The sequence below is a fragment of the Colwellia sp. RSH04 genome, assembly GCF_003545765.1.
GTDB lineage: Bacteria > Pseudomonadota > Gammaproteobacteria > Enterobacterales > Alteromonadaceae > Colwellia.
The window spans coordinates 418,837-443,328 of the sequence record NZ_QXIO01000001.1; the positions used below are offsets into that span (position 1 = coordinate 418,837).

At 38.8% G+C, this 24,492-nt stretch carries 20 protein-coding genes and 1 pseudogene; 5 read left to right on the top strand and 16 right to left on the bottom strand.

Annotation, left to right across the window (positions count from 1 at the left end):
- Positions 1 to 27: 27 nt before the first annotated feature.
- The 4 genes from D1094_RS01720 to D1094_RS01735 all read left to right on the top strand — a co-directional run bounded on the left by D1094_RS01720 (position 28) and on the right by D1094_RS01735 (position 4,592).
- Positions 28 to 573: an Lrp/AsnC family transcriptional regulator gene (locus tag D1094_RS01720; protein ID WP_118958342.1), complete on the top strand. Its 546-nt coding sequence runs from the start codon at positions 28 to 30 to the stop codon at positions 571 to 573.
- A gap of 84 nt (positions 574 to 657) precedes the next feature.
- The gene (nirJ, locus tag D1094_RS01725) at positions 658 to 1,878 is read left to right on the top strand and encodes a heme d1 biosynthesis radical SAM protein NirJ (protein ID WP_118958343.1); all 1,221 of its coding nucleotides are present in this window, start codon (positions 658 to 660) and stop codon (positions 1,876 to 1,878) included.
- Positions 1,879 to 1,985: 107 nt separating this feature from the next.
- On the top strand, positions 1,986 to 2,849 hold the full coding sequence (gene cobA, locus D1094_RS01730; RefSeq protein ID WP_118958344.1) for a uroporphyrinogen-III C-methyltransferase: 864 nt from the start codon (positions 1,986 to 1,988) through the stop codon (positions 2,847 to 2,849).
- A 114-nt stretch (positions 2,850 to 2,963) separates the two neighbouring features.
- Positions 2,964 to 4,592, top strand: coding sequence for a nitrite reductase (locus D1094_RS01735; RefSeq protein ID WP_118958345.1), 1,629 nt, complete (start codon positions 2,964 to 2,966; stop codon positions 4,590 to 4,592).
- Between the two features lie 335 nt (positions 4,593 to 4,927).
- Here the strand turns inward: D1094_RS01735 and D1094_RS01740 are convergent, their stop codons facing one another.
- From D1094_RS01740 to guaB, 9 genes and pseudogenes are all read right to left on the bottom strand, one after another.
- Complete coding sequence (locus tag D1094_RS01740) at positions 4,928 to 5,869, bottom strand: glyoxylate/hydroxypyruvate reductase A (protein WP_118958346.1); 942 nt, start codon at positions 5,867 to 5,869, stop codon at positions 4,928 to 4,930.
- A 22-nt stretch (positions 5,870 to 5,891) separates the two neighbouring features.
- A complete protein-coding gene (locus tag D1094_RS01745) occupies positions 5,892 to 7,904 on the bottom strand; it encodes an ATP-dependent DNA helicase RecQ (RefSeq protein WP_118958347.1) in 2,013 nt (670 codons plus the stop codon).
- A gap of 11 nt (positions 7,905 to 7,915) precedes the next feature.
- Positions 7,916 to 8,122 (bottom strand): annotated as a pseudogene (locus D1094_RS18795) (hypothetical protein).
- A gap of 107 nt (positions 8,123 to 8,229) precedes the next feature.
- Positions 8,230 to 9,696: a YdiU family protein gene (locus D1094_RS01755; RefSeq protein WP_118958348.1), complete on the bottom strand. Its 1,467-nt coding sequence runs from the start codon at positions 9,694 to 9,696 to the stop codon at positions 8,230 to 8,232.
- A 27-nt stretch (positions 9,697 to 9,723) separates the two neighbouring features.
- Positions 9,724 to 10,437, bottom strand: coding sequence for a glutathione S-transferase family protein (locus D1094_RS01760; RefSeq protein WP_118958349.1), 714 nt, complete (start codon positions 10,435 to 10,437; stop codon positions 9,724 to 9,726).
- Between the two features lie 96 nt (positions 10,438 to 10,533).
- Complete coding sequence (locus D1094_RS01765; RefSeq protein ID WP_118958350.1) at positions 10,534 to 11,112, bottom strand: hypothetical protein; 579 nt, start codon at positions 11,110 to 11,112, stop codon at positions 10,534 to 10,536.
- Positions 11,113 to 11,214: 102 nt separating this feature from the next.
- Positions 11,215 to 11,574: a RidA family protein gene (locus D1094_RS01770; protein WP_118958351.1), complete on the bottom strand. Its 360-nt coding sequence runs from the start codon at positions 11,572 to 11,574 to the stop codon at positions 11,215 to 11,217.
- Between the two features lie 323 nt (positions 11,575 to 11,897).
- Positions 11,898 to 13,475: a glutamine-hydrolyzing GMP synthase gene (gene guaA, locus D1094_RS01775; protein ID WP_118958352.1), complete on the bottom strand. Its 1,578-nt coding sequence runs from the start codon at positions 13,473 to 13,475 to the stop codon at positions 11,898 to 11,900.
- A gap of 223 nt (positions 13,476 to 13,698) precedes the next feature.
- Positions 13,699 to 15,171, bottom strand: coding sequence for an IMP dehydrogenase (gene guaB, locus D1094_RS01780; RefSeq protein ID WP_118958353.1), 1,473 nt, complete (start codon positions 15,169 to 15,171; stop codon positions 13,699 to 13,701).
- A 178-nt stretch (positions 15,172 to 15,349) separates the two neighbouring features.
- Between guaB and xseA the strand changes: the two genes are divergently transcribed.
- A complete protein-coding gene (xseA, locus tag D1094_RS01785; RefSeq protein ID WP_118958354.1) occupies positions 15,350 to 16,711 on the top strand; it encodes an exodeoxyribonuclease VII large subunit in 1,362 nt (453 codons plus the stop codon).
- Positions 16,712 to 16,775: 64 nt separating this feature from the next.
- Here xseA and D1094_RS18800 read toward each other — a convergent pair whose 3' ends face one another.
- The 7 genes from D1094_RS18800 to ispG all read right to left on the bottom strand — a co-directional run bounded on the left by D1094_RS18800 (position 16,776) and on the right by ispG (position 24,460).
- Complete coding sequence (locus D1094_RS18800) at positions 16,776 to 17,432, bottom strand: PEP-CTERM sorting domain-containing protein (RefSeq protein ID WP_259337787.1); 657 nt, start codon at positions 17,430 to 17,432, stop codon at positions 16,776 to 16,778.
- A 185-nt stretch (positions 17,433 to 17,617) separates the two neighbouring features.
- Positions 17,618 to 18,304, bottom strand: a complete 687-nt coding sequence (locus D1094_RS01795) for a PilZ domain-containing protein (protein ID WP_118958690.1) — start codon at positions 18,302 to 18,304, stop codon at positions 17,618 to 17,620.
- A 135-nt stretch (positions 18,305 to 18,439) separates the two neighbouring features.
- A complete protein-coding gene (gene der, locus D1094_RS01800) occupies positions 18,440 to 19,900 on the bottom strand; it encodes a ribosome biogenesis GTPase Der (protein ID WP_118958355.1) in 1,461 nt (486 codons plus the stop codon).
- Positions 19,901 to 19,999: 99 nt separating this feature from the next.
- Positions 20,000 to 21,244 carry an outer membrane protein assembly factor BamB gene (gene bamB / locus D1094_RS01805; RefSeq protein ID WP_118958356.1) on the bottom strand — a complete coding sequence of 415 codons (1,245 nt, stop codon included), beginning with the start codon at positions 21,242 to 21,244 and terminating at the stop codon, positions 20,000 to 20,002.
- A gap of 11 nt (positions 21,245 to 21,255) precedes the next feature.
- Positions 21,256 to 21,921: a tetratricopeptide repeat protein gene (locus D1094_RS01810; RefSeq protein ID WP_118958357.1), complete on the bottom strand. Its 666-nt coding sequence runs from the start codon at positions 21,919 to 21,921 to the stop codon at positions 21,256 to 21,258.
- A 9-nt stretch (positions 21,922 to 21,930) separates the two neighbouring features.
- Positions 21,931 to 23,211 carry a histidine--tRNA ligase gene (gene hisS, locus D1094_RS01815; RefSeq protein WP_118958358.1) on the bottom strand — a complete coding sequence of 427 codons (1,281 nt, stop codon included), beginning with the start codon at positions 23,209 to 23,211 and terminating at the stop codon, positions 21,931 to 21,933.
- Positions 23,212 to 23,338: 127 nt separating this feature from the next.
- Positions 23,339 to 24,460 (bottom strand): flavodoxin-dependent (E)-4-hydroxy-3-methylbut-2-enyl-diphosphate synthase, encoded by a 1,122-nt coding sequence (gene ispG / locus D1094_RS01820; RefSeq protein WP_118958359.1) that lies wholly within the window; start codon positions 24,458 to 24,460, stop codon positions 23,339 to 23,341.
- Between the last annotated feature and the right edge of the window lie 32 nt (positions 24,461 to 24,492).

Genomic DNA, 24,492 nt, shown 5'->3' on the forward strand with positions numbered 1-24,492 from the left:
CCACTACTCAAGTTACCCGAGAGATTTATGTCAGAAAATAACAACATTGCGTTAACAACACTAGAACGTGAATATATTATAGCAACACAAAAAGGTTTGCCTATTGTTGCTGAGCCTTATCATGCGGTAGCTAAGCAACTAAATATAACAGTTGACCAAGTTCTCGCTATGACAAAAGACTTACAAGCGCGCGGCATTATTCGTCGTGTTGCTGCAGTACCTAACCATTATAAACTAGGTTATCAATATAATGGCATGACCGTTTGGGATATCAGTGATGAGCATGCTGAAAAATTTGGTCAAATGGTTGGAAATTTACCCTTTGTTAGTCACTGCTATTTAAGACCTCGCTTTTTACCTAAATGGAATTACAACTTATTTGCTATGGTGCACGGTAAAACTCCCGAAGAAATGCACGAGTTGCGAAGCCAGATCAAAGAATTGTTAAAAGACGTATTAGTCGATCGCAATAATGATTCAAGTCAACAACACCCTATACAAAGTAATGATATGTTAACCAGTACAGCAATACTGAAGAAAACTGGTTTAAGATTAAAAGACAAAACGGCGTAACACGCCAAATGATGGCTATACTAATGCAAATCATAGCAAGTACATTATGCCAGTTGTCAGTAAACGAGAGCAAAAGGTAGAAATATGTTTAGAATTTCACAATTATTAAAAACGTTACATGACGATATGGCTAACTTTCAACCGGTGAAGCCAGCAAGAAAAATGCCTGGTCCAGTAGTTATCTGGAACTTAATCCGTCGTTGTAATTTGCGTTGTAAACATTGCTATTCAACATCACTTGATATTGATTTTAAAGATGAATTAACAACCGAACAAATCAAAGCGACTATTGATGATTTAAAAGTTGCTCAAGTACCGGTGCTAATTCTCTCTGGTGGTGAGCCTCTCTTACGACCAGACATCTATGAAATAACGGCTTACGCTAAAGAAAAAGGCTTTTATGTTGCTTTATCAACGAACGGCACATTAATTGACGAATCAAACATTGAACAAATAAAAGCAGCTGACTATCAATATGTTGGTATCAGTATTGATGGACTTGAAGAGTTTCATGATGAATTTCGCCGTCAAAAAGGCAGTTTTAAAACATCAATGCATGCCATCAAACTGTGTAAAGAAGCCGGCATAAAAATTGGTATGCGTTTATGCTTAACACGCGAAAACTTTGCTGACTTACCTGCCATGTTAGACTTAATGGAAGAAAACAGCGTTGATAAATTCTACCTTTCTCACTTGAATTATTCAGGTCGAGGTAAACGTAATGCTGAAAATGATGCCATGTTTAAAATGACTAAAGATGCGATGGAAATGCTTTATGAGCGTGCTTGGTCGCATATATCTCAAGGCATCGAAACTGATTTTGTTACCGGTAATAATGATGCAGATGGTCCTTTTTTACTGCAATGGGCAGTCAAAAAGTTTGGTAAAGACTACCCTCAATGCATAGAAAATTTAGAACAACGCCTAATAAATTGGGGTGGCAATGCGAGTGGTGTAAATGTTGCTAACATTGATAACACTGGAACCATCCATCCTGATACATATTGGTGGAACCATCCTATCGGCAATGTGAAAACCGAGAAGTTTTCAGATGTATGGCGTAATACTCAAGATCCGTTAATGCTCGGTTTTAGGGAAAGTCCACGTCCAGTTAAGGGGCGTTGTGCCGAATGTAAGCATTTAGCTATATGTGGTGGTAATACCCGAACTCGCGCCTTCGCTCAATCAGGAGACGCATGGGCTGAAGATCCAGGTTGTTACTTAAATGATGATGAAATTGGTATATTAACTCATGGCGAGAAAATTGCTTCAAGTAATCAAGAAATCCCAATGGTGCAAATTTAACCCGTGGGCACTCATGCTATTTTTATCATAGCTTGAGCATTTAACAGAATTCATCACGATAATTGATACCAAACTCAAGTCGTGTTCAAGAAAACGAGAGCAAATAAATGACAAATATTACAAATACAGATTTATCTAAAGGCATGGAAATCACCTCAAAAGGTAAATCTGTCTTAAATAAAGGGGAAGTTGCCCTAGTTGGTTCTGGTCCTGGTGATGCAGAGTTATTAACCATCAGAGCAATGCGCTTTATTCAACAAGCTGAAATTGCAATTTACGATCGTTTAGTCAGCGAAGAGATCTTAGCGTTATTACCTGAAGATTGTGAAAAATTTTATGTCGGTAAAGAACAAGCCAAGCACTGCGTTCCACAAGACAGAATTAATGAAATATTGGTTGAACAGGCTAAATTAGGTAAAAAAGTATTGCGCTTAAAAGGCGGCGACCCATTCATTTTTGGTCGTGGTGGTGAAGAAGCTGAGTTCATGTTATCACGTGGTGTTAGCTGTCATATTTGCCCAGGTATCACAGCAGCATCTGGCTGTACTACCTACGCAGGCATCCCTTTAACACACCGTGGTGTGGCGCAAGGCTGTACATTTATCACTGGTCATATTCAAAATAATGGTCAACTAAACTTACCTTGGTCAAGTTTAAGTTGCTCAACACAAACTGTTGTTTTTTATATGGGGATTAATACCTTACCTAAAATTGCCGAGAAATTAATTGAGCATGGTCGTGGTGCTGATACGCCAGCAGCCTTAATTAGAAAAGGTACACAACCTGAACAGAAAACATATCGCGGAACTATAGGTAACCTAGCTGAACTTGTTGAAAAACATAACATTACTCCACCGACGTTAATCGTTATCGGTGATGTAGTTAATCAACTAACCGAGCAACAGCTATCTACACCAGGTTTTTTAGATGCTAATGATTATATTCAGGCACAAGAAATTAAGAGTGCTTAATAAGTATTAACCCAGTTAAATTCAGGTTATTAACTTTAAAAATAATAAACGGTAATAAATCTTTGTAGACTTGCCCCACTCACATTGGGCAAGTCTATCTTCTAGGACTTTTTAATGAAAACTTCCTTATTCACACGCTCTGTTTTAACCCTTTGCCTCTCATTTGCCGCATTAAGCAGCTATACATATGGTGCTGACAACAGTACTGATAAAGCATCTAAAAAGACAGAAGCGGTTGTTGATCATAGTAAAGCAGAAAAATTATATGAAGTGCATTGTCAAAGTTGTCATGGTGTAGATCGCTTAGGCGCCATGGGCCCAGCTTTACTGCCTGAAAATTTAGCACGTTTTCGCCAAAAGAAAGCCATAAAAGTGATTAATAAAGGTCGTGCAGCAACACAAATGCCAGCCTTTAGTCAATTATTAAGTAAAGAAGAGGTAGCCAGTTTAGTCGATTACATCTATACCCCATCAAAAACCTCTCTTAAGTGGTCAATGGCAGATATAAATGCGTCTAAAATACAGCACTTTGATCAAAGCAAGCTCCCTAATACCGCTCAATTTGAAGCTGACTTAATGAATTTATTCATTGTTGTTGAATTAGGCGACCATAGTGCAACATTACTTAATGGTGATACTTTCGAGCGTTTAGATCGTTTTAAAACACGTTTTGCTTTACATGGTGGTCCAAAATATTCACCTGATGGACGCTTCGTATATTTTGCTTCTCGCGACGGCTGGATAAGCAAATACGATATCTATAACCGTAAAACGGTCAGTGAAGTACGTGCGGCAATTAATACCCGTAATATCGCTATTTCAAGTGATGGTAAATATTTAATTGTAGGGAATTACTTACCGCAAAATGTCGTTATTTTAAGTGCTGATGACTTATCACCAATTAAGGTTATTGATGCCGTAGACAGCAAAGGCAATAGCTCACGCGTTAGCGCTGTTTATAATGCACCTCCTCGTTATAGCTTTATTGTCGCCTTAAAAGATGTCAAAGAAGTATGGGAAATTCCCTATTCTGATAAAGGTGGCGTTGAGGTCTACAAAGGTTGGGCGCACGATTATAAAAATGAAGCGAAAGCTGAAGGATGGAAAGTTAACGATCAATTTCCAATTCGTCGCATTGAAACTGATGATTACTTAAATGATTTCTTCTTTGACCCCGAATACATTAATTTAATCGGTACGGCGCGAAATAATCATAATGGCCAAGTAATTAATCTAGACACCAAAAAGAAAGTGGCTTCTATCGCGTTAACGGGTATGCCTCACCTTGGTTCAGGTATCACTTGGCATTATAAAGACAAAGAAGTGTTTGCTTCACCGAACATCAAGGAAGGTAAAATTACCGTCATTGATATGGAAAACTGGAACGTTATTGAAGAAATAAAAACCGAAGGTCCTGGTTTCTTTATGCGTAGCCATAGCAACTCTCCCTATGCTTGGACTGATGTATTCTTTGGCCCTAATAATGACAAAGTACATGTTATTGACAAAAGCACGCTGAAAATAGTTAAAACATTAGCTCCTTCTCCTGGTAAAAATGCAGCGCACGTAGAGTTCACGAAAGATGGAAAATACGTATTGTTAAGTGTCTGGGATATGGATGGTGAATTAATCGTTTATGATGCCAATACCTTAGAAATTGTTACCCGTATGCCGATGAAAAAGCCTTCGGGAAAATATAACGTCTATAACAAAATAAACTACGAGAAAGGCACTAGTCACTAATTGCTATTGAGACTAATCGCCCGCTCATAAAAAAAGCTTGGTTTTACCAAGCTTTTTTTATGTCCTTATCTTTTATGCATATACCGAAGTGCTTGCCTAATGACTATGTTAACCTCAGCTTGGGTTAAGAGATAAGTTAATCGTTTGAAATTTTTAGACTTGTGGTTTTAGCAACTCACTAGCTTGATAGTTTTTTTCATTCAAGGCAAATTCATTACGAATAGTTATTCTATTGTTTATGAATTTAACACAGAAGTAAGGAAAAATAGCTGCTAGGGAGCTATTTATTATCCCGAGTTGAGGTTATGTTAGCAATCCATCTTAAGCAGCTTAAGCTAATAGCCTACTTTTCTGTCCACGCAATCAGGCAAGATATTACTCTGTCGATAACGTGTAATATTTTCTGCCACAATACTGGCTGCAGAGTTGAGATCCGTTGGTGCTGAAATATGAGGCAACACAGTAACCTTAGGATGTTGCCAGAGCGGATCATTTTCTAATAATGGCTCTTGTTCAAAAACATCAAGTACTGCATGAGCCAAATGATCGTTATTGAGTAACTTAATTAGTGCGTTTGAATCAATCACTGCACCACGAGAGAAGTTTATAATTTTCGCCCCTTGTGGCAGCTCACTCAATAAAGCTTCATCAAGTAAGTGATGGGTTTTTGCCGTTAGTGGTAAAAGGTTTATCAAAATATCGGTTTTAGCCAATAAACCTTTCAGCTCAGTATGGCCTGAATAATGTTCAATGCCTGCAAGTTGCTTTGGTGTTCTACTCCAACAGGCAAGCTGATAATCTAAATGACCAAGTATTTGTAAAGCAGCTAAACCTAATTCGCCCACTCCTAGAACGCTTACCCTAAGATCTCCTGATGCGATTGAAGGCAATTGCTGCCATTGTCGGTTTTGTTGTTGCTGACCATATTCAGCCATATTTCGCTGTAAATATAATGTCCAAGCTAAAACCGATTCTGCCATGGTTTGGCTCATTTTTGGGTCAATTAATCGTACTAACTTAATAGAAGTACTCAATGTGCTATCAAGTAATTTCTCAACCCCTGCCCAAACACTGTGAATCCATACTAAATTTGGGAACTGATCTAGTTGCTTAGGATCAGGGTTTGCTACAATAGCTACATCAACAGTTTTCGCTTGCGCATCGTTAATTTGCTCTGGTAAACAAACTATTTCATTAGGCAATTGCTTTTGTAATATAGCCAGCCAATTTGCTTTAGCTGTGGCATCGAGTTCGCTAATAAAAGCTATTCTTTTCATATTTAATATCTTCACTAGTCATTTAGAAAGTCATCAATTGTGCAATTTTTTCTTTAATTTCTATAAACCTAAACTGCTGGCAACGTGCAAAACCCGGTAATTTCCTGACTTTATTTTGACTAAATATTGGCATGGCTAAACCCGCAAAAAATCGGCAGTAAATAGTCAGTGTGATAGGCTCAACGACTTTATTCAGTAATTGTTGTTGTAGCATTTTCATATCTTCATTTAATTGTGCGTCTGTTGGCCACTCTCCTGTAGCCGATGCCATTAATCGTGCGGGCTTTCCACGACAAACACTACAATGACCACAGGCCATGTTACTTTGTTCAGTTAAGTTATTAACGGCTGATAAGCTTGATGAATGCGAGTTGTTGAAATAATTTTTATCATCAAAATAATGAGCCAAATAAGTCGTTAAACAAGTTTCATGTTGAAAGAAAGAAATTAATTGAGCAATTCGATTTATTTCTTTTTGCTCTTTCTCTAAAAAGTATTGATAAAGCTGGTTAGCTAAACTTTCATTGTTAAGTAGTTTTCTATTAACACTGAACACTTCTGTCATGGTTTTACTTTCTAACTCAATAAAATGTTGCTCGTGCAAGTATTCAAGTGCGCTAATCACCCGCCCTCTATCTATAGATTTATCCTGTAATAAAGCTTCAAAGTTTAACGTCCCCCAGACTCGTTTAAATTGAACAGCAGAGAAAACTCTGTTTAAAAATTGCTGACGAGATTGATCAAATACCGCTAAAATATTTTCTTTGGGTTGCAATAACTTTATTCGATAATCGGCAAAGTAGCTGTATTTAGGAGAAAGTATGCTTTGCAGTTCGAGTTGTACAAGTAAGGTCTTTAGCGGTAATTGTTTAATATTAGTGTGATTTGATAGGGTTAGAATTTGCGTATGCCATTCGCAATCATAAGCCGTGTTTTCGCTTTCTTGAGAGATTGCTGCCAACACTTGCTCAATAGCACTAAACTCTGGCGTGTCACCATAAACAAAGTTTTCCATGACGTTTAAGCCATCAAGGTTTGCTAAAGTAATACAAAAAGATGCTTGGCCATCACGTCCTGCGCGACCAATTTCCTGACTGTAATTTTCAATCGATTTAGATAAGTCGTAATGAATGACAAAACGGATATTACTTTTATCTATCCCCATACCAAAAGCAATAGTAGCGACGATAACCTGAGTATTATCAGCCATGAACTGTTGTTGGATGTTGTGCCGTGTTTCACTATCAAAACCTGCATGATAAGCACTCGCGTTTATACCTTGCTGCTGAAGGTGTTTTGCGACCTCTTCTGCAGTTTGTTGTAAGGTTACATAAACTATACCTGCACCACTTTGTTGAAGAATAGTTTCACAGAGCTGCTGTTTTTTTTGTTCTTGTGGTACTGGAAGCACCGTTAAGTCTAAGTTATCTCGATAAAATCCTGTTTGAACAATATCTTTATTTTCAATCGAGAATTTAGCCGCCATATCGTGTTTTACTTGTCGTGTCGCGGTGGCAGTAAGTAGCAATACCAATGGAATATTTAACGCATGGCAATAACTGGGCAACTTTAAATAATCAGGCCTAAAATTATGTCCCCACTCAGAAATACAATGCGCTTCATCGACGACTAGCATCGATATAGGTACAGATTGAATAAACTGTCTAAACCTCTCATTTTTAAAGCGTTCTACCGACACCATAAGAATGTTAAGTTCGCCACTGCGTACCGCCTGCATCACTTCTTGCGTTTGGTTTGATTTTAACGTCGAATCAATACTAGCCGCTTTTACCCCTTTGCTTTGTAAAAAAGCCAGCTGATCTTTCATCAGTGCTAATAAAGGCGAAACAACTAACGTTAAGTGTGGCAGGTGCAGCGCGGTTAATTGGTAGCACAATGACTTGCCAGAGCCAGTAGGAAAAATAGCTAAAGATGATTTCCCCGCAAGTAACTGCGACACAACTTTAGCTTGACCTGGTCGAAAATGATCATAGCCAAAAGATTGTTTTAACAAAGATTCTAGAGAGTTTTCCATGGTATTCTCAATTAGCTAGGGGCTATTGATCTTTCGGGGTTGTTTTTGCAGCTTTTTGTTGGATATTTGTACAAGGCAGAGCCTTTGTCATGTGGTTATTCCACATAAAAAGGCGATAACGCCGTAAAAATGACCAACAAACGCTGTCCGAAGGATTCGGCTAAAAGCATTTTACGCTTTGTTGAGTAGTATTTGCTTAGAATGACTAAGCTACACATTACTCGCCGTGAATAAAACGTTTTTAGCTCGAACAAAATTTAATCGCGAAAGATCAACAGACCCTAATGTGTTTGCATCAAGCAACAAGGTTATTTTCGATTAAACATTACGTACCACAAAAAGTATGATAGTTCTCATCATTATCTATCGGAGCATCTTGATAATTAATCGTTTGTTCAAGCTGTTGATATGGCTGTTTCAATACACTTAACAAGGCATGTAATGAAGATAAATCACCTGATTCTTGACAGCTAGCCAACACTGATTCTACATGATGATTTCTTGGTATCACTAGCGGGTTATTCTTTGCCATTAGTGCATGCGCAGCGGTTTTATCAACAGCTATACGTTTTTGCCATAACTCAAACCATTGCCCAAGCACTGCTTTAAGTTCGTGATGAAGACTTTCATCAAGGGTAGATTGCGTTAGCTTAACAAAAGTCTGTGTGTAATCTAAAGCTTGCTCTTCAAGTAACGAAATCAAAGCAGAGATTAAGGTGTGATCTTCACTTGTCATATTCGTTATGCCAAGTTTTGCTGCCATCATTTTCATATAGTTGTCAGTTAAGTTTTGATGAAGTTTCGTTAATAATGGCTGCATTAATTCAACAGCTTGTTCTTCATCATCACTCACTAATGGCAATAGCGTTTCAGCAAAGCGGGTCATATTCCATTGCATGATTGTCATTTGTTCACCAAAGGCATAGCGACCATATTTATCAATAGAGCTAAACACCGTATCTCGGTGATAATTATTCATCATGGCACAAGGGCCAAAATCAATGGTTTCGCCAGAAATCGCGGTATTATCTGTATTCATTACGCCATGAATAAAGCCAACTCTCATCCAAGAAATAATCAACGGTATTTGCTTTTGTGCGACGGCATTAAAAAAGGTCAGTACTTTCTCTGAAGAAAGTTTGCCTTGTGATGATTCGTGCTCTTTTTCAATTTCAGGAAAGTGTCGAGCTATAGCAAAATGGGTTAACTTGTTTAATGACTCTGTATCTTTACGTGCAGCAAAATATTGAAAGGTGCCAACCCGAATATGACTTGCAGCAACTCGGGTAACAACAGCGCCTGCATAAGGCCTTTCACGATAAACCTGCTCACCTGTGGCTACCACCGCTAAACAGCGTGTTGTTGGTACGCCTAAGGCAAACATCGCTTCACTCATAATATATTCGCGTAAAGCGGGCCCTAAAGCACAACGACCATCTCCACGGCGAGAAAACTGAGTAACACCTGAGCCTTTTAATTGAATATCTTTAATCTGCCCTGTGGTATCGGTTAATTCGCCCAGTAAATGGGCACGACCGTCACCTAACTGAGGATTAAAGTGGCCAAACTGATGACCAGAATAGGCTTGGGCAATTGGGGTAAAGCCTTTGATAATTTGATTGCCCGAAAAGTACTGTGCAATGGTTTCATCATCATACTGTTCATACGGAATCTTTAACTCACTTGCTAACACTTTATTGAAAAGTAATAACTCAGGCTTAGCAACAGGAACGGGGGAAGTACGCTCGGAAAACGCCTTACCTAACTGAAAATACTGGGTTGAAATTTGCAATGCATGACCTTATGGCTTTTTGCCACCTTATGAGAAGTATTGTTGTTCAATACGTTGACAATACTGAATGAGATTAGCGTAACTCTTCGCTTTTTGATTAAATTTATCTTGGTAATTCACTGAGAGAAACTGACACAATAAACCATAAGCAGCGGCATCAAACGAACAAACTTGCTGACCAAAAAAGTAGTCTTTTTCACCTAACAACTGAGATAACGCCTGTAAGCTTTTATCGGTAATCGCTAAAATTTCATTTTCACTGTGGCGGCCTAAGCCTTGGCCATTAAGTGTTTTAATTACAGATTTACGCACTAAATTGGGCACAAACCATTGTATATAAACTGGAAACTTACCAAAAAATGCTTGCCTGATGTTAGGCCAAGTATCTTGTTGAACCCATCTTGAATAAACCAAACACCAATAAAGGTTCTCATCAAGGGATTTGGTCATCAAATAAGCCTGAGCTTTTTGTTCAGCGCTTAAGTGGTCATCTAAACTCACTTGATACTTTTTAGTTAATTGCTCAATAATATGCTGAGAATCAGCAACAACTTGCTCTTGGCTGGCATCTTTGATTGAGATAAAAGGTAACTTTCCTTTCGGTGATTTTTTTAAATTACTACCACGATCAATACGCTGGTATGGTAAGTTTGCCATTTTGAGAAAGGTTTCTACTTTCACCACGAACGGGCTAGGATCGGTCACGCCTAAATTTGCACCAAAACCATAGAGGTTAATCATCATATATCCTTTTTACTGTGACAAAGCATAAACCACTGTTTTTATGAACAGTACCACAATCTCAATATCTGTTAAACAGTCTATTAGTCTTTATGGTTAATCGACAGGACAAGCAGCAACAGGCTCTACAACACCGTTTTTCTCAGTGATATAGCATTCTTCAAGTAAAGAGCAGTAACAAACTTTAGTCTGCATATTAAAACGCTCATCATTAAGCTTTTCCCAATACTCATTCATTGAATCATTATGAAAAAGTTGAAAATACTTCACCTTGCTTTGCGCTGGTATAATGTTATTAATTACCGCACTGGTAAGAGTAACATAGTCATTATTCACACCTATTTTTCTCAAATGCGCTAGCTCTTTAGAACAACAGGCTTTGATAAAGTCAGAATGCGTTTGAAACTCTTTCCCTTTATAAAAATACGAAATACTTTTAATTAACGCGGGACCAACACCTGCATTTTCTACTTCAAAATAAATAGTTTTTTCTTTTGTTTTTTCATCAACATTACCTGTTGCCGTTTGTACTAACGGTAACGTCATTGCTTTTACTTGCTTCTCTGCTGCATTCGCTTGTAAATAGGTGGCATAAAAAGAAGCGGCTGAAATTAATATGGCGCACAAGGCAAGCGTTAGGTTAAGTTTTTGAGAAGTAAATCCTGATTCTGACACGGTATATCCCTATGTTTTGAATTTATTAGACAAAGTTTCCAATTGATAGTGTACTGATTTAGCTCGAATAAATTAGCACACTATCTTAGCTGTAACAATTACCTAACAACATGGCTCGATTTCAGCGGCAACAACTGAAATTTCAACCAGTAACGCTTCACGTGCCATCTTAGCTGCAACACAAGCACGTGCTGGTGCGTGTCCTTCTGGTATCCATGCATCCCAAACCGCATTCATATCGCTAAAGTAGCTCATGTCTTTTACATAAATTGTCGCTGATAATATATGCTCTCTGTCACTGCCGGCTTGTGTTAATAAAGCGTCCACTTTATCAAGCATGGTTTGTGTTTGCTCTGTAATATCTTTAGTCGCATCCGCAGCTACTTGACCACATAAATAAATAGTACCGTTATGTTTAACGATACGGCTCATACGTTGTTTTGTTTCTAATCTTTCTATCATACGCTTCGCCTTCCTACTTGAACTTTTATCCGCATTGTTGTCTCTTTTTATTTCATCACTTATAACAATAAGCTCAAAAATTAAAAGCTCAACAGCTTTGCTAAAAGCCCAACTAGTTCGAGCTCCTTTTGGTGATTGTTAAAAGAAAACCCCAAGACCTTTCAGTTTTGGGGCTTTATAAATTACATTTATTAATCGCTAGTAAAATAGTGCTATTTGCAGTTAGTTCGTCTTAATTCAAGGCGGTTGCACGGAGCTGACGCATGTCAGTGAGTACAACCAACGCTGAAGTTAGGCGAAGTAGCAAAAAAGAGCGCTAATTTTTATTCCCACTCGATGGTGGCAGGCGGCTTGCCGCTGATATCGTAAACGACTCGAGAAATACCATCAATTTCATTAATAATACGGTTCGACACTACACCTAAGAAATCGTAAGGTAAATGTGCCCAATGCGCAGTCATAAAATCAATGGTTTCTACGGCACGTAAACTAACAACCCAGTCATATTTACGCGCATCGCCCATCACACCCACAGAGCGTACTGGTAAAAACACTGTAAAGGCTTGGCTTACTTTGTGGTACAAGTCATGTTTGTGTAACTCTTCAATGAAGATTGCATCGGCGCGACGTAATAAATCGGCGTACTCTTTCTTCACTTCACCTAAAATACGCACACCTAAACCAGGACCTGGGAACGGATGACGATAAAGCATGTCGTAAGGTAAGCCTAGCTCTAAACCAATTTTACGTACTTCATCTTTAAATAATTCACGCAGTGGTTCAACTAAACCTAGCTCCATATCATCGGGTAATCCACCCACGTTATGGTGAGATTTAATCACATGGGCTTTACCTGTTGCAGAGGCCGCAGATTCAATTACATCAGGGTAGATTGTCCCTTGTGCTAACCATTTTGCATTTTTAAGCTTTTTCGATTCTTCATCAAACACTTCAACAAACACATTACCAATGATCTTACGTTTTTTCTCAGGATCATTTTCATCGGCTAAGCGATCTAAAAAGCGCTTTTCTGCATTGATATGAATGATGTTTAGACCAAAATGATCACCAAACATGTCCATTACTTGTTGACCTTCGTTTAAACGTAGTAAACCGTTATCAACGAATACACAAGTAAGCTTATCACCAATTGCGCGCTGTAAAAGCATGGCAACAACTGATGAATCAACACCACCTGAAAGACCTAGGATAACTTCATCGTCACCAACTTGTTCTTTCATTTTAGCCACTGCATCTTCGATAATTGAAGCAGGGGTCCACAGCTTTTCACACTGACAAATATCAACAACAAAGTGTTCTAAAATGCGTAAGCCTTGTTTGGTGTGAGTGACTTCAGGATGAAATTGAACACCGTAGAAGTTTTTCTCTTCATTGGCCATAGCAGCATAAGCGCAACTATCGGTTTTTGCTACGGTAACGAAGCCTTCAGGAATGGCTGACACTTTATCGCCATGGCTCATCCATACATCTAACAATGCATTACCATTGCTACTAATATGATCTTCAATGTTTTTAAATAACTCTGATTTTTCAACTACTTCTACAGCAGCATAACCAAACTCTTTATGATCAGAACTTTGCACGCCACCGCCAAGTTGTTCTGCCATAGTTTGCATGCCGTAACAAATACCTAATACAGGAACATTGGCATTGAAAACATATTCAGGAGCACGTGGTGAATTAGCTTCCGTTACCGACTCTGGGCCACCCGCTAAAATAATACCTGTTGGGTTAAAGCCTTTAATTTGCTCTTCAGTTACGTCCCACGACCATAATTCACAGTAAACTCCAATTTCACGTACTCGACGCGCAATTAACTGTGTGTACTGAGAACCAAAATCTAAAATTAGTATGCGGTGATCATGAATGTCTTTACTCATGTTTTTTGTTCCTAATATTTATACCAAAAGGTATTATTTATAAATAACAACACCCTGAACTTAACTAAGTCCAAGGTGCTTAAATTTTTTTGATGAGCTTTATAGCAACATCAATCGGAATGGATTAGTCGCAGCGATTTAACGTTAAAGCAAAGAGAACACACGGAGCCTAGTTTACTAGGTGAGTATTTTCGATGCCGCTATCACGTTAAATAGCAAAGAATCATCCCATTCTGTAGTTCGGTGCTTCTTTGGTGATGGTCACATCATGAACATGCGACTCACCCATACCCGCTGAAGTAATCTTCATAAACTCTGGTTTAGTACGCATTTCTTCAATCGTTGCAGAACCCGTTAAGCCCATTGATGAGCGAATGCCGCCCATTTGCTGATGAATAATGGTTGCAACAGGCCCTTTATAAGCAACACGACCTTCAATACCTTCTGGCACTAACTTATCAGCTTCACCATCAGTCTTTTGGAAATATCTATCGCTTGAACCTTCTTTTTGCGCCATGGCACCTAAAGATCCCATACCTCGGTAAGATTTATAGTAACGACCTTGATAAAGCTCAACTTCACCCGGTGATTCTTCTGTACCTGCTAGCATACTTCCCACCATGACACAGTGAGCACCCGCAACTAAGGCTTTTGCAATATCACCTGAGAAACGAATACCGCCATCGGCGATAACAGGAATACCTGTTCCTTTAAGTGCTTCAACGGCATTAGATATAGCAGTTAATTGTGGTACACCAACACCCGTAACAATACGTGTAGTACAAATAGAGCCTGGGCCAATACCTACTTTAACAGCATCAACACCAACATCGGCAAGCGCTTTTGCACCTGCGCCAGTAGCGACATTACCCGCAATAATTTGTAAGTCAGGATACTTTTGTCTCGTTTCACTAACACGATCAATTACGCCCTGAGAGTGTCCATGAGAGGTATCAATGAGTAACACGTCGACACCTGCAGCAACGAGTGCATCAATGCGCTCATCTGTTCCTGCACCAACACCAACGGCAGCACCAACACGTAAACGACCAAATTCATCTTTACACGCATTCGGCTTTTTCTCAGCTTTTTGATAATCTTTCGCTGTAATCAACCCAACTAATTTAAAGGCGTCATCAACTAACAGTATTTTTTCGATACGGTTTTCATGCATTAAACCTAGGATCTCTTCACGAGCTGCGCCTTCTTTAACAGTGACTAAATCTTCTTTTTTAGTCATAAGCGCTGAGACTGGCTTTGATAAATCTGTTTCAAAGCGTAAATCACGACCAGTGATAATACCCACTAAGTTATTTTTATCATCGACAACAGGGAAACCTGAAAAGCCAAGTTCATCCGCTTTATGCATAACTTGTTCAATGGTGTAATCAATACTGACAGTTGAAGGGTCAGTCACAATACCGCTTTCATATTTCTTTACTTTAGAAACATTGTTCGCCTGTTCAGCAATAGTCATATTTTTATGAATAAAGCCTAAGCCACCTTCTTTAGCTAACGTAATAGCTAGGCGAGCTTCAGTAACAGTATCCATAGAGGCTGAAACCATAGGAACATTTAAATCTATTTTACGGGTTAATTTAGTTCGTAAATCAGCCGTATGTGGGAGAACTTTCGAGTGGGCAGGTACCAATAGTACATCATCAAAAGTTAGTGCTTCTTGGGCAATTCTTAACATCGCAACATCTCTCTAAAAAGGTGTGGTTAGGGAGTGAATATTGCGGCAGAATTTTAACCGTTTTATTGGATTAGGTAAACATAAAATTGCATAAAGGCACGTTAATTTCATAAAAAATTTGAATAAGCTGGTCATTCAAGAAATAATACCGTCATAAATCCCTTGCATTACACAACTTATGAGCCAACAGCACATCTTACAAGTAAGTGAATTAACAAAAAAAGTTCGCTTTATTCTTGAAAGTGAATTAAATACCGTTTGGTTAACAGGTGAAATATCTAATTTTATTTCGGCTGGTTCGGGTCATTGGTATTTGTCACTTAAAGATAGCAACTCTCAAGTTAAATGTGCGATGTTTAAAGGGAATAATCGTCGCGTAAGGATCTCCCCCAGTAATGGTCAGCAAGTATTGGTCAAAGCGAGAGTTTCTTTGTATGAGCCTCGGGGTGACTTTCAGTTAATCATTGAGCAAATGGAAGATGCGGGAGAAGGTCTACTTAGGCAACGTTTTGAGCAGCTAAAGCAAAAGCTCAATGCCCTTGGCATGTTTAGTAGCGCTCATAAAAAAGACATTCCAGCTCACATTCGTCGTGTTGGTGTAGTAACTTCCCCAACAGGTGCCGCCGTAAAAGATATCCTCAGTGTTTTACAAAGAAGAAATCCGAGTATTGAAGTTATTATTTATCCCGCGCTCGTTCAGGGCAATCTTGCCCAAAACGATATTTGTTATGCTATTAATACAGCAAATGCGCGTAATGAATGCCAGGTAATGATTGTAGGTAGAGGTGGCGGCTCTTTAGAAGATTTATGGCCATTTAATGAAGAAAGTGTTGTACAAGCAATTTATAACAGTAATATCCCTATAATAAGTGCGGTAGGCCACGAGATAGATACTACATTAAGTGATTATGCTGCCGATATGCGTGCTGCTACCCCATCAGCTGCCGCTGAGTTAGTGTCAGCCGATACCAGTGAATTAAGTAACAAAGTAGTGCTATTAAAACAGCGTTTAGTAAAACAAATGTCTGTAAAGCTCGTTAATCAAAAACAAGATATTCAACATATTGATCATCGATTAACGCAGGTTCAGCCAGAACACAAATTACAATTACAACAACAACGTTTCGATGAATTAAGCATGAGGTTGCACAATGGAATGTCGCGCAAGCTATCACATAGTACAATGCAACCTGAGCATCTACAACAAAGGCTCTTGCAAGCATCACCGCTAAAAAGCATTCTCCAAGACACTCAGCGTTTACAAGACAAACAACAACGGTTGCAGACAGCATCCATCAACTTATTACAGCATAAGCAGGATGCTTTTGTACATGTTATAGAGCAATTACAACTCGTGAGTCCTTTAGCGACCATTGCGAGAGGCTATAGCATTACCAGAAATAACGATAACAATGTTATTCGCTCTGTAGAACAAGTAAAACAAGGTGAAGAGTTAATAATACAAGTGGAAGACGGCAGTATTAACGCAATTGTATCATCAAATAAATCGCGTAAAATACACGAACAAAAAAAGGCATAAGTATCAATTTACACCTTTTCACATGCTTTCACTAAGCGCTAACTAAACGTTAGCTAAACACGAATTAAGCGTTACGCTTTCTGCGCATAGCAAGACCAAACAAGCCTAAACCAAACACAGCTAAAGTAGTTGGCTCTGGTACTAACGTTGCAGGGCTATTGATATTATCAAAGTGAACAAACTGACGAGAAGCATCAGCAATTGAAAACTCTAAAGAAGCTTCGCCACCATTTTCAAAGAAAAACAACTCAATATTATGTACACCAGCAGTTAATGTTTTAAAGCCTTCGAAACGTTTTTCTGGGTGTAGCGTATTGTCGTTAATAATTAACTCACCGTCTACAAACAGAAACAAACCATCGTCATTAAAGGTTCTAAAATAAAAATCACCTGCATCGGTAGCAATATTACCAGAGATACGTGCAAAGAATGTTTGGTTTAAACCATGGTTCTTACCTGCTGCACCGGCAGCTTTCGCAGATGGCCACGGGTTACTACCGGCAATATCACCAGCAAAACCATTTGGATCATCGGTAAAATCAATATGGCTCCAATAAGCACTGGTATCAGCTTCATTGTTATTCGCATAATCAATTAACGCATTTACATTGGTAGACCAAAAGTTATCGTATTGCTCAACAAGTAGTAAGCTGGCATTAGCAGCACTAGATACCGCAAAAAGAGCAGCAACCGCTGCAAGTTTTAAACTAGAAAAAGTCATTTTAAATTCTCATTTATTAAATACTTACCTTTGCTTGATAGCAAAGTGACCTCTTGAATATGCAATTTACAAACCAACAATATTATAAGCTTTATTATCAATAACTTATTTACATACCATTTACGACCAAAGCTGGATTGTAAAATTAGCTGACATCATTTGGTGATAAATCAACCAGTTAGTTTTTATTCCGCGCTTTCAGTTAATGCATAATTTAATAAATCAACCACTTGCTCTTTGCAGTTACTATTAAACTTGACTCCAAATGAAACACCGGACGATAATTGTTTTAAATTACAGATACGACCAATGAGTTTGATGTTTCCTGTACCTTCAACACCCTCAACGACAATTTCAACATCTTTATCTTCTGCTAAAACTAACTTTTCACCATTTGCTACATCTAAATGACATCCAGAAATAGAGAGATCGGTGATCGTCGTATTCCAATACAAATCATCTATTTTGACTTTACCGATAATATTGGTATCTATTCGGATAGCTGAACGCAATTGATGTAACGAAACAGTGTGGGGGAAGTCTAACACCATAATGCGTGAAGGCAGCTGAAGTGTTTGCTTTACAACACTAACAAAAGCGACAATAGCCCCTTCATGACCTTCTATTAAGCCACGAACAGTTACCGCAGTACCTTGTTTGATGTATTGCGAGAAATTGCCGAGTTTACTGCTATCAGGAAATTGAACGAGAACATATTGCTTTGGCAGATAGCCAATGAAGGTGGTACGAAATTTATTTTTTTGTCCTGCGGGGGTGGCGATATCTATTGTTATGTTTGAACCAGCATTTAATAAAGCCAAATTTCGACTTAAGCGAGTAGCCGTTTCTATTTTAGATGCTTTTTCAGCCATAACTACCCGTAAGTAAGAGATAAACAATAACATATTGCTTATCTTTGAATCAGTTAATTCCTTTATTGACCATAGCCAAATCAAAGAAAAATTGCAACAAATGCTCTTCTCTTTGATTTAGCTCTGCGAATACTTTTACTCTTCTTTTTTGTAACCTTGAGTCGCTCTGGCAATTTTCTTTTGCTGGGTGTAATTCAATTTTTTCTTACCTGCAAAAGGATTAGACGTTTCCTTAAACTCAATGCGTATTGGTGTTCCCATAATCTTTAATGATTTACGATAATAATTCATTAAGTATCTTTTATAAGAATGAGGAAGTTTTTTCGCTGAATTACCATGAACAACAATAATTGGCGGGTTGTACCCTCCTGCATGCGCATATTTTAATTTAATGCGACGCCCTTGGTGCATTGGTGGTTGATGATCAAAAACCGCCATATCTAGTATTTTTGTAACCATCGCTGTTGAGATACGTTTTGTCGCAGAAACAAATGCCTCTTCAACAGATTCATATAAATGACCAACCCCTGTACCATGAAGTGCAGAAATAAAGTGAATACGAGCAAAATCAATAAAGCCTAAACGACGATCTAACTCACTTTTAACACGATCTTTATCATGTTCTGCCATACCATCCCATTTATTTACCGCTAATACTAGAGAGCGACCAGCTTCAAGAATAAAGCCTAATAAACTTAAATCTTGATCGCTAATACCATCTCTGGCATCTATTACTAATAAACAAACATTAGCGTCTTCAATCGCTCTTAATGTTTTAATCACTGAGAATTTTTCAACGACATCAGTGACATTTTTACGGCGTCGAATACCAGCAGTATCAATTAAGGTATAAGAACGACCGTCATGCTCCATAGGTATATAAACACTATCGCGCGTTGTCCCTGGCATATCGTAAACAACAACACGTTCTTCACCTAAGATACGGTTTGTTAAGGTTGATTTACCTACATTAGGCTTACCAATAATGGCAAGTTTTATCGTGTCATTTTCATCAGGTGCTTCGGCTAACTTTTCTTCTAGCGACAATTCATCTTCATCATAAGAGAATTCATCGTCTTCAGTTTTTGGATTCGCTAATGCTTCAATATGAGGAGTTAGTGCTAAGGTAAGTAACTGTGTAACACCACGGCCGTGTGCTGCTGCTATTTGATGTACTTGTTCACCTAAACCGAGTGAATAAAATTCTGCAACCGCTGAATCGCCATCGATGCCATCTATTTTATTCGCTACTAAAAAGACTTTCTTATCCTGTTTACGTAAGTATTCTGCAATGGAATGATCTGCGGCAGTAAGACCGTCACGCGCATCAACTAAAAACAACACCGCGTCTGCTTCGTCAACGGCCAAGAGTGATTGCTCTGCCATGACCAGATCGATCCCTTCTTCGTCACCATTGATACCACCAGTATCAATAACAATAAACGGGTGCTCTTCTACTTCCGCTTGACCATATTGTCGATCACGAGTTAAGCCTGGGTAATCGGCTACTAACGCATCTCGGCTACGTGTGAGCCGATTGAACAGTGTTGATTTACCCACATTTGGACGCCCTACAAGGGCTACTACAGGAAGCATGAAAACCTCAAATTTATCGAATTCAGAAATAAGTAACGGCTCCTAAACGTTTTGTCTAGGAGCCGTACATTTAATTTTAGCTTAAAAAGGCTTTTTCGCCTATTGTTCTACTGTCATTATCTTTGGTGTTTCAATCACTTCTAAATCACCATCACGTGACTGAGTATAAATGATATTATCAACAACGGTGGGTGTTGAATGTACACCACTTCCATCCACATTATGACGAGCGACTATTTCGCCAGTTTCTTGGTTTAACCAATGAAGATAACCTTCAAAATCACCAACAACAATATAATCATCTACCACAGCTGGGCCTGTTACACCGCGATTAGTTAAGCTTAAGTTGCTCCAGCGCTCAATACCATTATTACGATTAATAGCATAAACATGACCGCGCGTATTCGTGATAAAAATATCATTACGATATACCGCGATTTGTCTAAATGAAGAGAACTGGCGTTTCCATAATACGCGACCTGATGCTAAATCAATCGCAGCCAAGTTACCTCTTGAAGAGATTGAATAAATTTTATCGCCAAAAACTACCGGTGCAGAGTCAACATCAATCACACGTTCTAATTCAGTAGAGCCTGTAGGCTCACCTATTAATGTTGACCAACCTTGTTGCCCCTTTTCAAGAATAAATACTGAAACTTCGCCTTTACCCGTTCCAAGTAAGACACCACCTGATGCAATAACAGGGGCACTTATACCGCGTAAAGTTAACGCTGGTACATCTTGCTGAACTTTCCAAAGCTCGTCGCCCGTATTTGCATCAAAAGCTTTTAAAATGCCAGAAGCAGAGTTTACGACTAAAATGCCACTATCAATGGCAGGGGCAGTAATAATTTCACCTTTGATATTAGCTTGCCAAACTAGCTCACCCGTATCAGCAACAAGTGCAAATATTTTACCGTTTTCGGTACCAAGGAAAATCTTATCCATGCCAGCAACTGGACCACCAGCAACAAGCGCAGAAGTGCGACCATCCCAAAAGCTTCGCTCATTATTGATATCACTTAAATCAACTTGCCAAACTTCTTTACCTGTAGCTTTATCTAAAGCAACAACATCGCCCATGCGGCTCGCACTAAAAACTTTACCGTAGGCTACAATGGGTTTTATTCGCGAAAAGTAGCCTTCAACTCCATCACCAATACTGGCATCCCAGATAACTTCAGGCTGAAATGCTTGATTAATTTCAGTAAGTTCGGCAATTTTGGTACTTGGGTCTTCATCATCTGTTGATGAACAGGCCATTAACGCAGTGGACATAAAAATCATTGCTGAAATTTTACCAATACTTAAGCCGTTAAAAATACTTTTATTAAAAAAGCGCATAGATACCCTTATTATTCGCCTGACTTACTTGCTTCGGCCACTACTGGTAAATTAACGGCTTGCGCTAAATCATCAAGTTTCATTTGTAGTGATGGACTCGTTGAAAGTCCATCTGCTGCAATTGCCGCTTGATAAGCTGTGCGGGCTAAATCTTTTTTACCTTGTTGAAGGTATGTGTCACCTTTTACTTCTTCTTTTGCAGCAGTAAAAGACTCAGGTAATGGTTTTGCTAACGTAGCTAACGCTGCAGCGTAATCTTCAAGTTGAACTTGTACACGCGCTAAACGAATCGTCGCAATGGCTTTAATACCTTCATTAGGAGCTTTTTCAATAGCAATGGTGAGTTGTTTTTGCGCTTGTTGCCAATCTTGATGTGTTGCTGCTTCTTTTGCTAGGGCAAGTGCCGTTAAAGACACATAACTTGTATCGCCATTTTCACTAATGAATTTCTCAGCATTAGCAGTAAACTCTTGTGCATTTTTAGTGCTATTTTCCATCAAGGTTTGATAGCTATCTGAAAGTGCTAATTCACTTTCTAATACATTTTCTTGATATAAATTAAAGCCGATAAAACCAGCAAAGCCCAAAACGATACCTGCAATAACTGTATTACCGTTTTCTTTCCAAAAGCCTTTGATCGCTTCTACTTGTTGTTCTTCTGTTTGATAAACTTCCACTTAATACCCTTAAATTAACGCTGCTAACAAACTTGGAATTTGATCAAATGCCAAGTTTTGCTGTTCTTGTTGACCACGCAAGTATTTAACCATCACTTGTTGGTCTGCTATTTCATTCTCACCTAAAATCAAAGCTACTTGAGCACCTGATTTATCAGCTCGTTTTAATTGTTTCTTCATATTGCCACCACCACAGTGACACTGTATTCGACTCTCTGGCACTAAATCGCGCCATTGCTCTGCTAGTGCATTGGCTTTTATTTCTGCTGCTTCACCTAAAATAACAATATATGCATCAACCTGAGGACGCACATTATTCACTTTTTCAAGACTAGTCAACATTAACACTAAACGTTCAATACCGAGGGCAAAACCAAATGCAGGTGTTGCTTTACCACCTAGTTGCTCAACTAAGCCGTCGTAACGACCACCAGCACAAATAGTACCTTGAGCCCCAAGGCTTGAAGTAACCCATTCAAAAACTGTTCTGTTGTAATAGTCTAAGCCACGAACTAGACGCTCATTTAGAACATACTTTACGCCAGCGGCATCTAGGCGCTTACATAAGCTTTCAAAATGTGCTTGTGTTTCTTCACCGAAATAGTCAGACAGTTTTGGTGCACCAACAAGGGCTTCTTGCACTTGCGGGTTTTTACTGTCTAATACACGTAACGGATTAGTATGCATACGACGCTTTGAATCTTCATCTAATAGCGACTCTTTGGTGGTTAAAAAAGCGACTAAAGCATCACGATAGTTTGCTCGCTCTTCATTTGAACCTAAAGAATTCAACTCTAGTGTGACAAATTCATTGATGCCAAGTTCCCGCCATAATCGTGCAGTAAGTAAAATAATTTCGGCATCAATATCAGGAGTCGCAATACCAAAGGCTTCTAAGCCAAATTGGTGAAATTGACGATAGCGACCTTTTTGTGGTCTTTCATGACGAAACATTGGCCCCATATACCAAAGACGTTGTTCTTGGTTGTATAATAAACCATGCTGATTACCTGCACGCACGCAACTTGCGGTGCCTTCAGGACGCAATGTTAAACTGTCGCCGTTTCTATCATCAAAGGTGTACATTTCTTTTTCAACAATGTCGGTTACTTCACCAATAGATCGCTTAAAAAGTGATGTCGACTCAACGATTGGCATACGAATTTCAGCAAAACCGTAATTACTGGCGACTCTACGTAAAACAGATTCAACCATTTGCCAAATATTTGTTTCACTAGGTAAGCAATCATTCATACCTCTAATTGCTTGTAATGCTTTACTTTTAGACACTTACTTCTCTCTTGCTGTCTTGGTGCGATTTAACGATTCATCACACGCTTAAACTATGTTGCTGTTTATTAATGTCGCGCATTATACGCAATAACTTATTAATACCCAAATCAGTTGGGCTAATGACTTACTCATCAACTTGTTTAATGTTTATTTTATTCTGCTCATCAAGCATTTGCGCTTTATTGCGAATGCGTTGCTCTAACTGGTCGACTAAATTATTATTATCAAAGCGCTCTTTTTGGCGAATGCCATCAAGATAGAAGCCACTTTTTTTACTACTCCCCGTTAAACCTAAATCTGAAACCATCGCTTCACCAGGACCATTAACGATACAACCAATAATCGACACATCCATTGGCGTCATAATATCTTCAATACGCTGCTCTAATGCATTGACGGTGGCAACCACATCAAATTCTTGACGAGAACAACTCGGGCATGAAATTAAATTAATTCCCCGACTGCGTAGTTTTAAAGACTTTAAAATATCAAAACCGACTTTTACTTCCTCAATAGGATCAGCAGATAAAGACACACGTAACGTATCACCGATGCCTTGTGAAAGTAACATACCTAAACCAACTGACGATTTTACCGCACCACTTCGTAAACCACCTGCTTCAGTAATACCAAGGTGCAGTGGGTTATCAATTTGTTTCGCCAGCAGTTTATAAGACTCAACCGCAAGAAAGACATCAGAGGCTTTAACGCTTACTTTAAACTCTTGAAAATCAAGCCTATCGAGAATATCCACATGTCGCATGGCTGATTCAAGCAAAGCTTCAGGGGTCGGCTCGGTATATCGTTCTTGAATATCTTTTTCTAAAGAGCCACCGTTTACGCCAATACGAATCGGAATATTTTTATCTCTAGCACAATCAACAACTGCTCTAACACGATCTTCACGACCAATATTACCGGGGTTAATTCGCAAGCAATCAACACCGTATTCTGCCACTTTTAATGCGATACGATAATCAAAGTGAATGTCAGCAACTAGTGGAGCATTCACTTGTTGTTTAATTTCTTTAAAGGCTTCTGCCGCATCCATTGTGGGCACGCTAACACGAACAATATCTGCACCTACGGCTTCTAGTGCCTTAATTTGTGCCACAGTAGCCGCTACATCAGTCGTAGGAGTATTAGTCATTGATTGCACTGAAATGGGTGCATTACCACCTACAGGGACATTACCCACCATAATTTGGCGAGATACTCTGCGAATAATTGGAGATTCTTTAAACATAGTTTTTTACTTTTAAAATTTAATCACGTTGT

What these genes read in the sequence shown, in the direction of transcription:
- D1094_RS01720 (WP_118958342.1), top strand. Translation starts at nt 28, where the DNA reads ATGTCAGAAAATAACAACATTGCGTTAACAACACTAGAACGTGAATAT.
- D1094_RS01735 (WP_118958345.1), top strand. Translation starts at nt 2,964, where the DNA reads ATGAAAACTTCCTTATTCACACGCTCTGTTTTAACCCTTTGCCTCTCA.
- guaB (WP_118958353.1), bottom strand. Translation starts at nt 15,171, where the DNA reads ATGTTAAGAATTGCCCAAGAAGCACTAACTTTTGATGATGTACTATTG.
- D1094_RS01740 (WP_118958346.1), bottom strand. Translation starts at nt 5,869, where the DNA reads ATGAAAAGAATAGCTTTTATTAGCGAACTCGATGCCACAGCTAAAGCA.
- D1094_RS18800 (WP_259337787.1), bottom strand. Translation starts at nt 17,432, where the DNA reads ATGACTTTTTCTAGTTTAAAACTTGCAGCGGTTGCTGCTCTTTTTGCG.
- xseA (WP_118958354.1), top strand. Translation starts at nt 15,350, where the DNA reads ATGAGCCAACAGCACATCTTACAAGTAAGTGAATTAACAAAAAAAGTT.
- D1094_RS01795 (WP_118958690.1), bottom strand. Translation starts at nt 18,304, where the DNA reads ATGGCTGAAAAAGCATCTAAAATAGAAACGGCTACTCGCTTAAGTCGA.
- ispG (WP_118958359.1), bottom strand. Translation starts at nt 24,460, where the DNA reads ATGTTTAAAGAATCTCCAATTATTCGCAGAGTATCTCGCCAAATTATG.
- D1094_RS01745 (WP_118958347.1), bottom strand. Translation starts at nt 7,904, where the DNA reads ATGGAAAACTCTCTAGAATCTTTGTTAAAACAATCTTTTGGCTATGAT.
- cobA (WP_118958344.1), top strand. Translation starts at nt 1,986, where the DNA reads ATGACAAATATTACAAATACAGATTTATCTAAAGGCATGGAAATCACC.
- D1094_RS01770 (WP_118958351.1), bottom strand. Translation starts at nt 11,574, where the DNA reads ATGATAGAAAGATTAGAAACAAAACAACGTATGAGCCGTATCGTTAAA.
- D1094_RS01760 (WP_118958349.1), bottom strand. Translation starts at nt 10,437, where the DNA reads ATGATTAACCTCTATGGTTTTGGTGCAAATTTAGGCGTGACCGATCCT.
- nirJ (WP_118958343.1), top strand. Translation starts at nt 658, where the DNA reads ATGTTTAGAATTTCACAATTATTAAAAACGTTACATGACGATATGGCT.
- der (WP_118958355.1), bottom strand. Translation starts at nt 19,900, where the DNA reads ATGCTTCCTGTAGTAGCCCTTGTAGGGCGTCCAAATGTGGGTAAATCA.
- bamB (WP_118958356.1), bottom strand. Translation starts at nt 21,244, where the DNA reads ATGCGCTTTTTTAATAAAAGTATTTTTAACGGCTTAAGTATTGGTAAA.
- guaA (WP_118958352.1), bottom strand. Translation starts at nt 13,475, where the DNA reads ATGAGTAAAGACATTCATGATCACCGCATACTAATTTTAGATTTTGGT.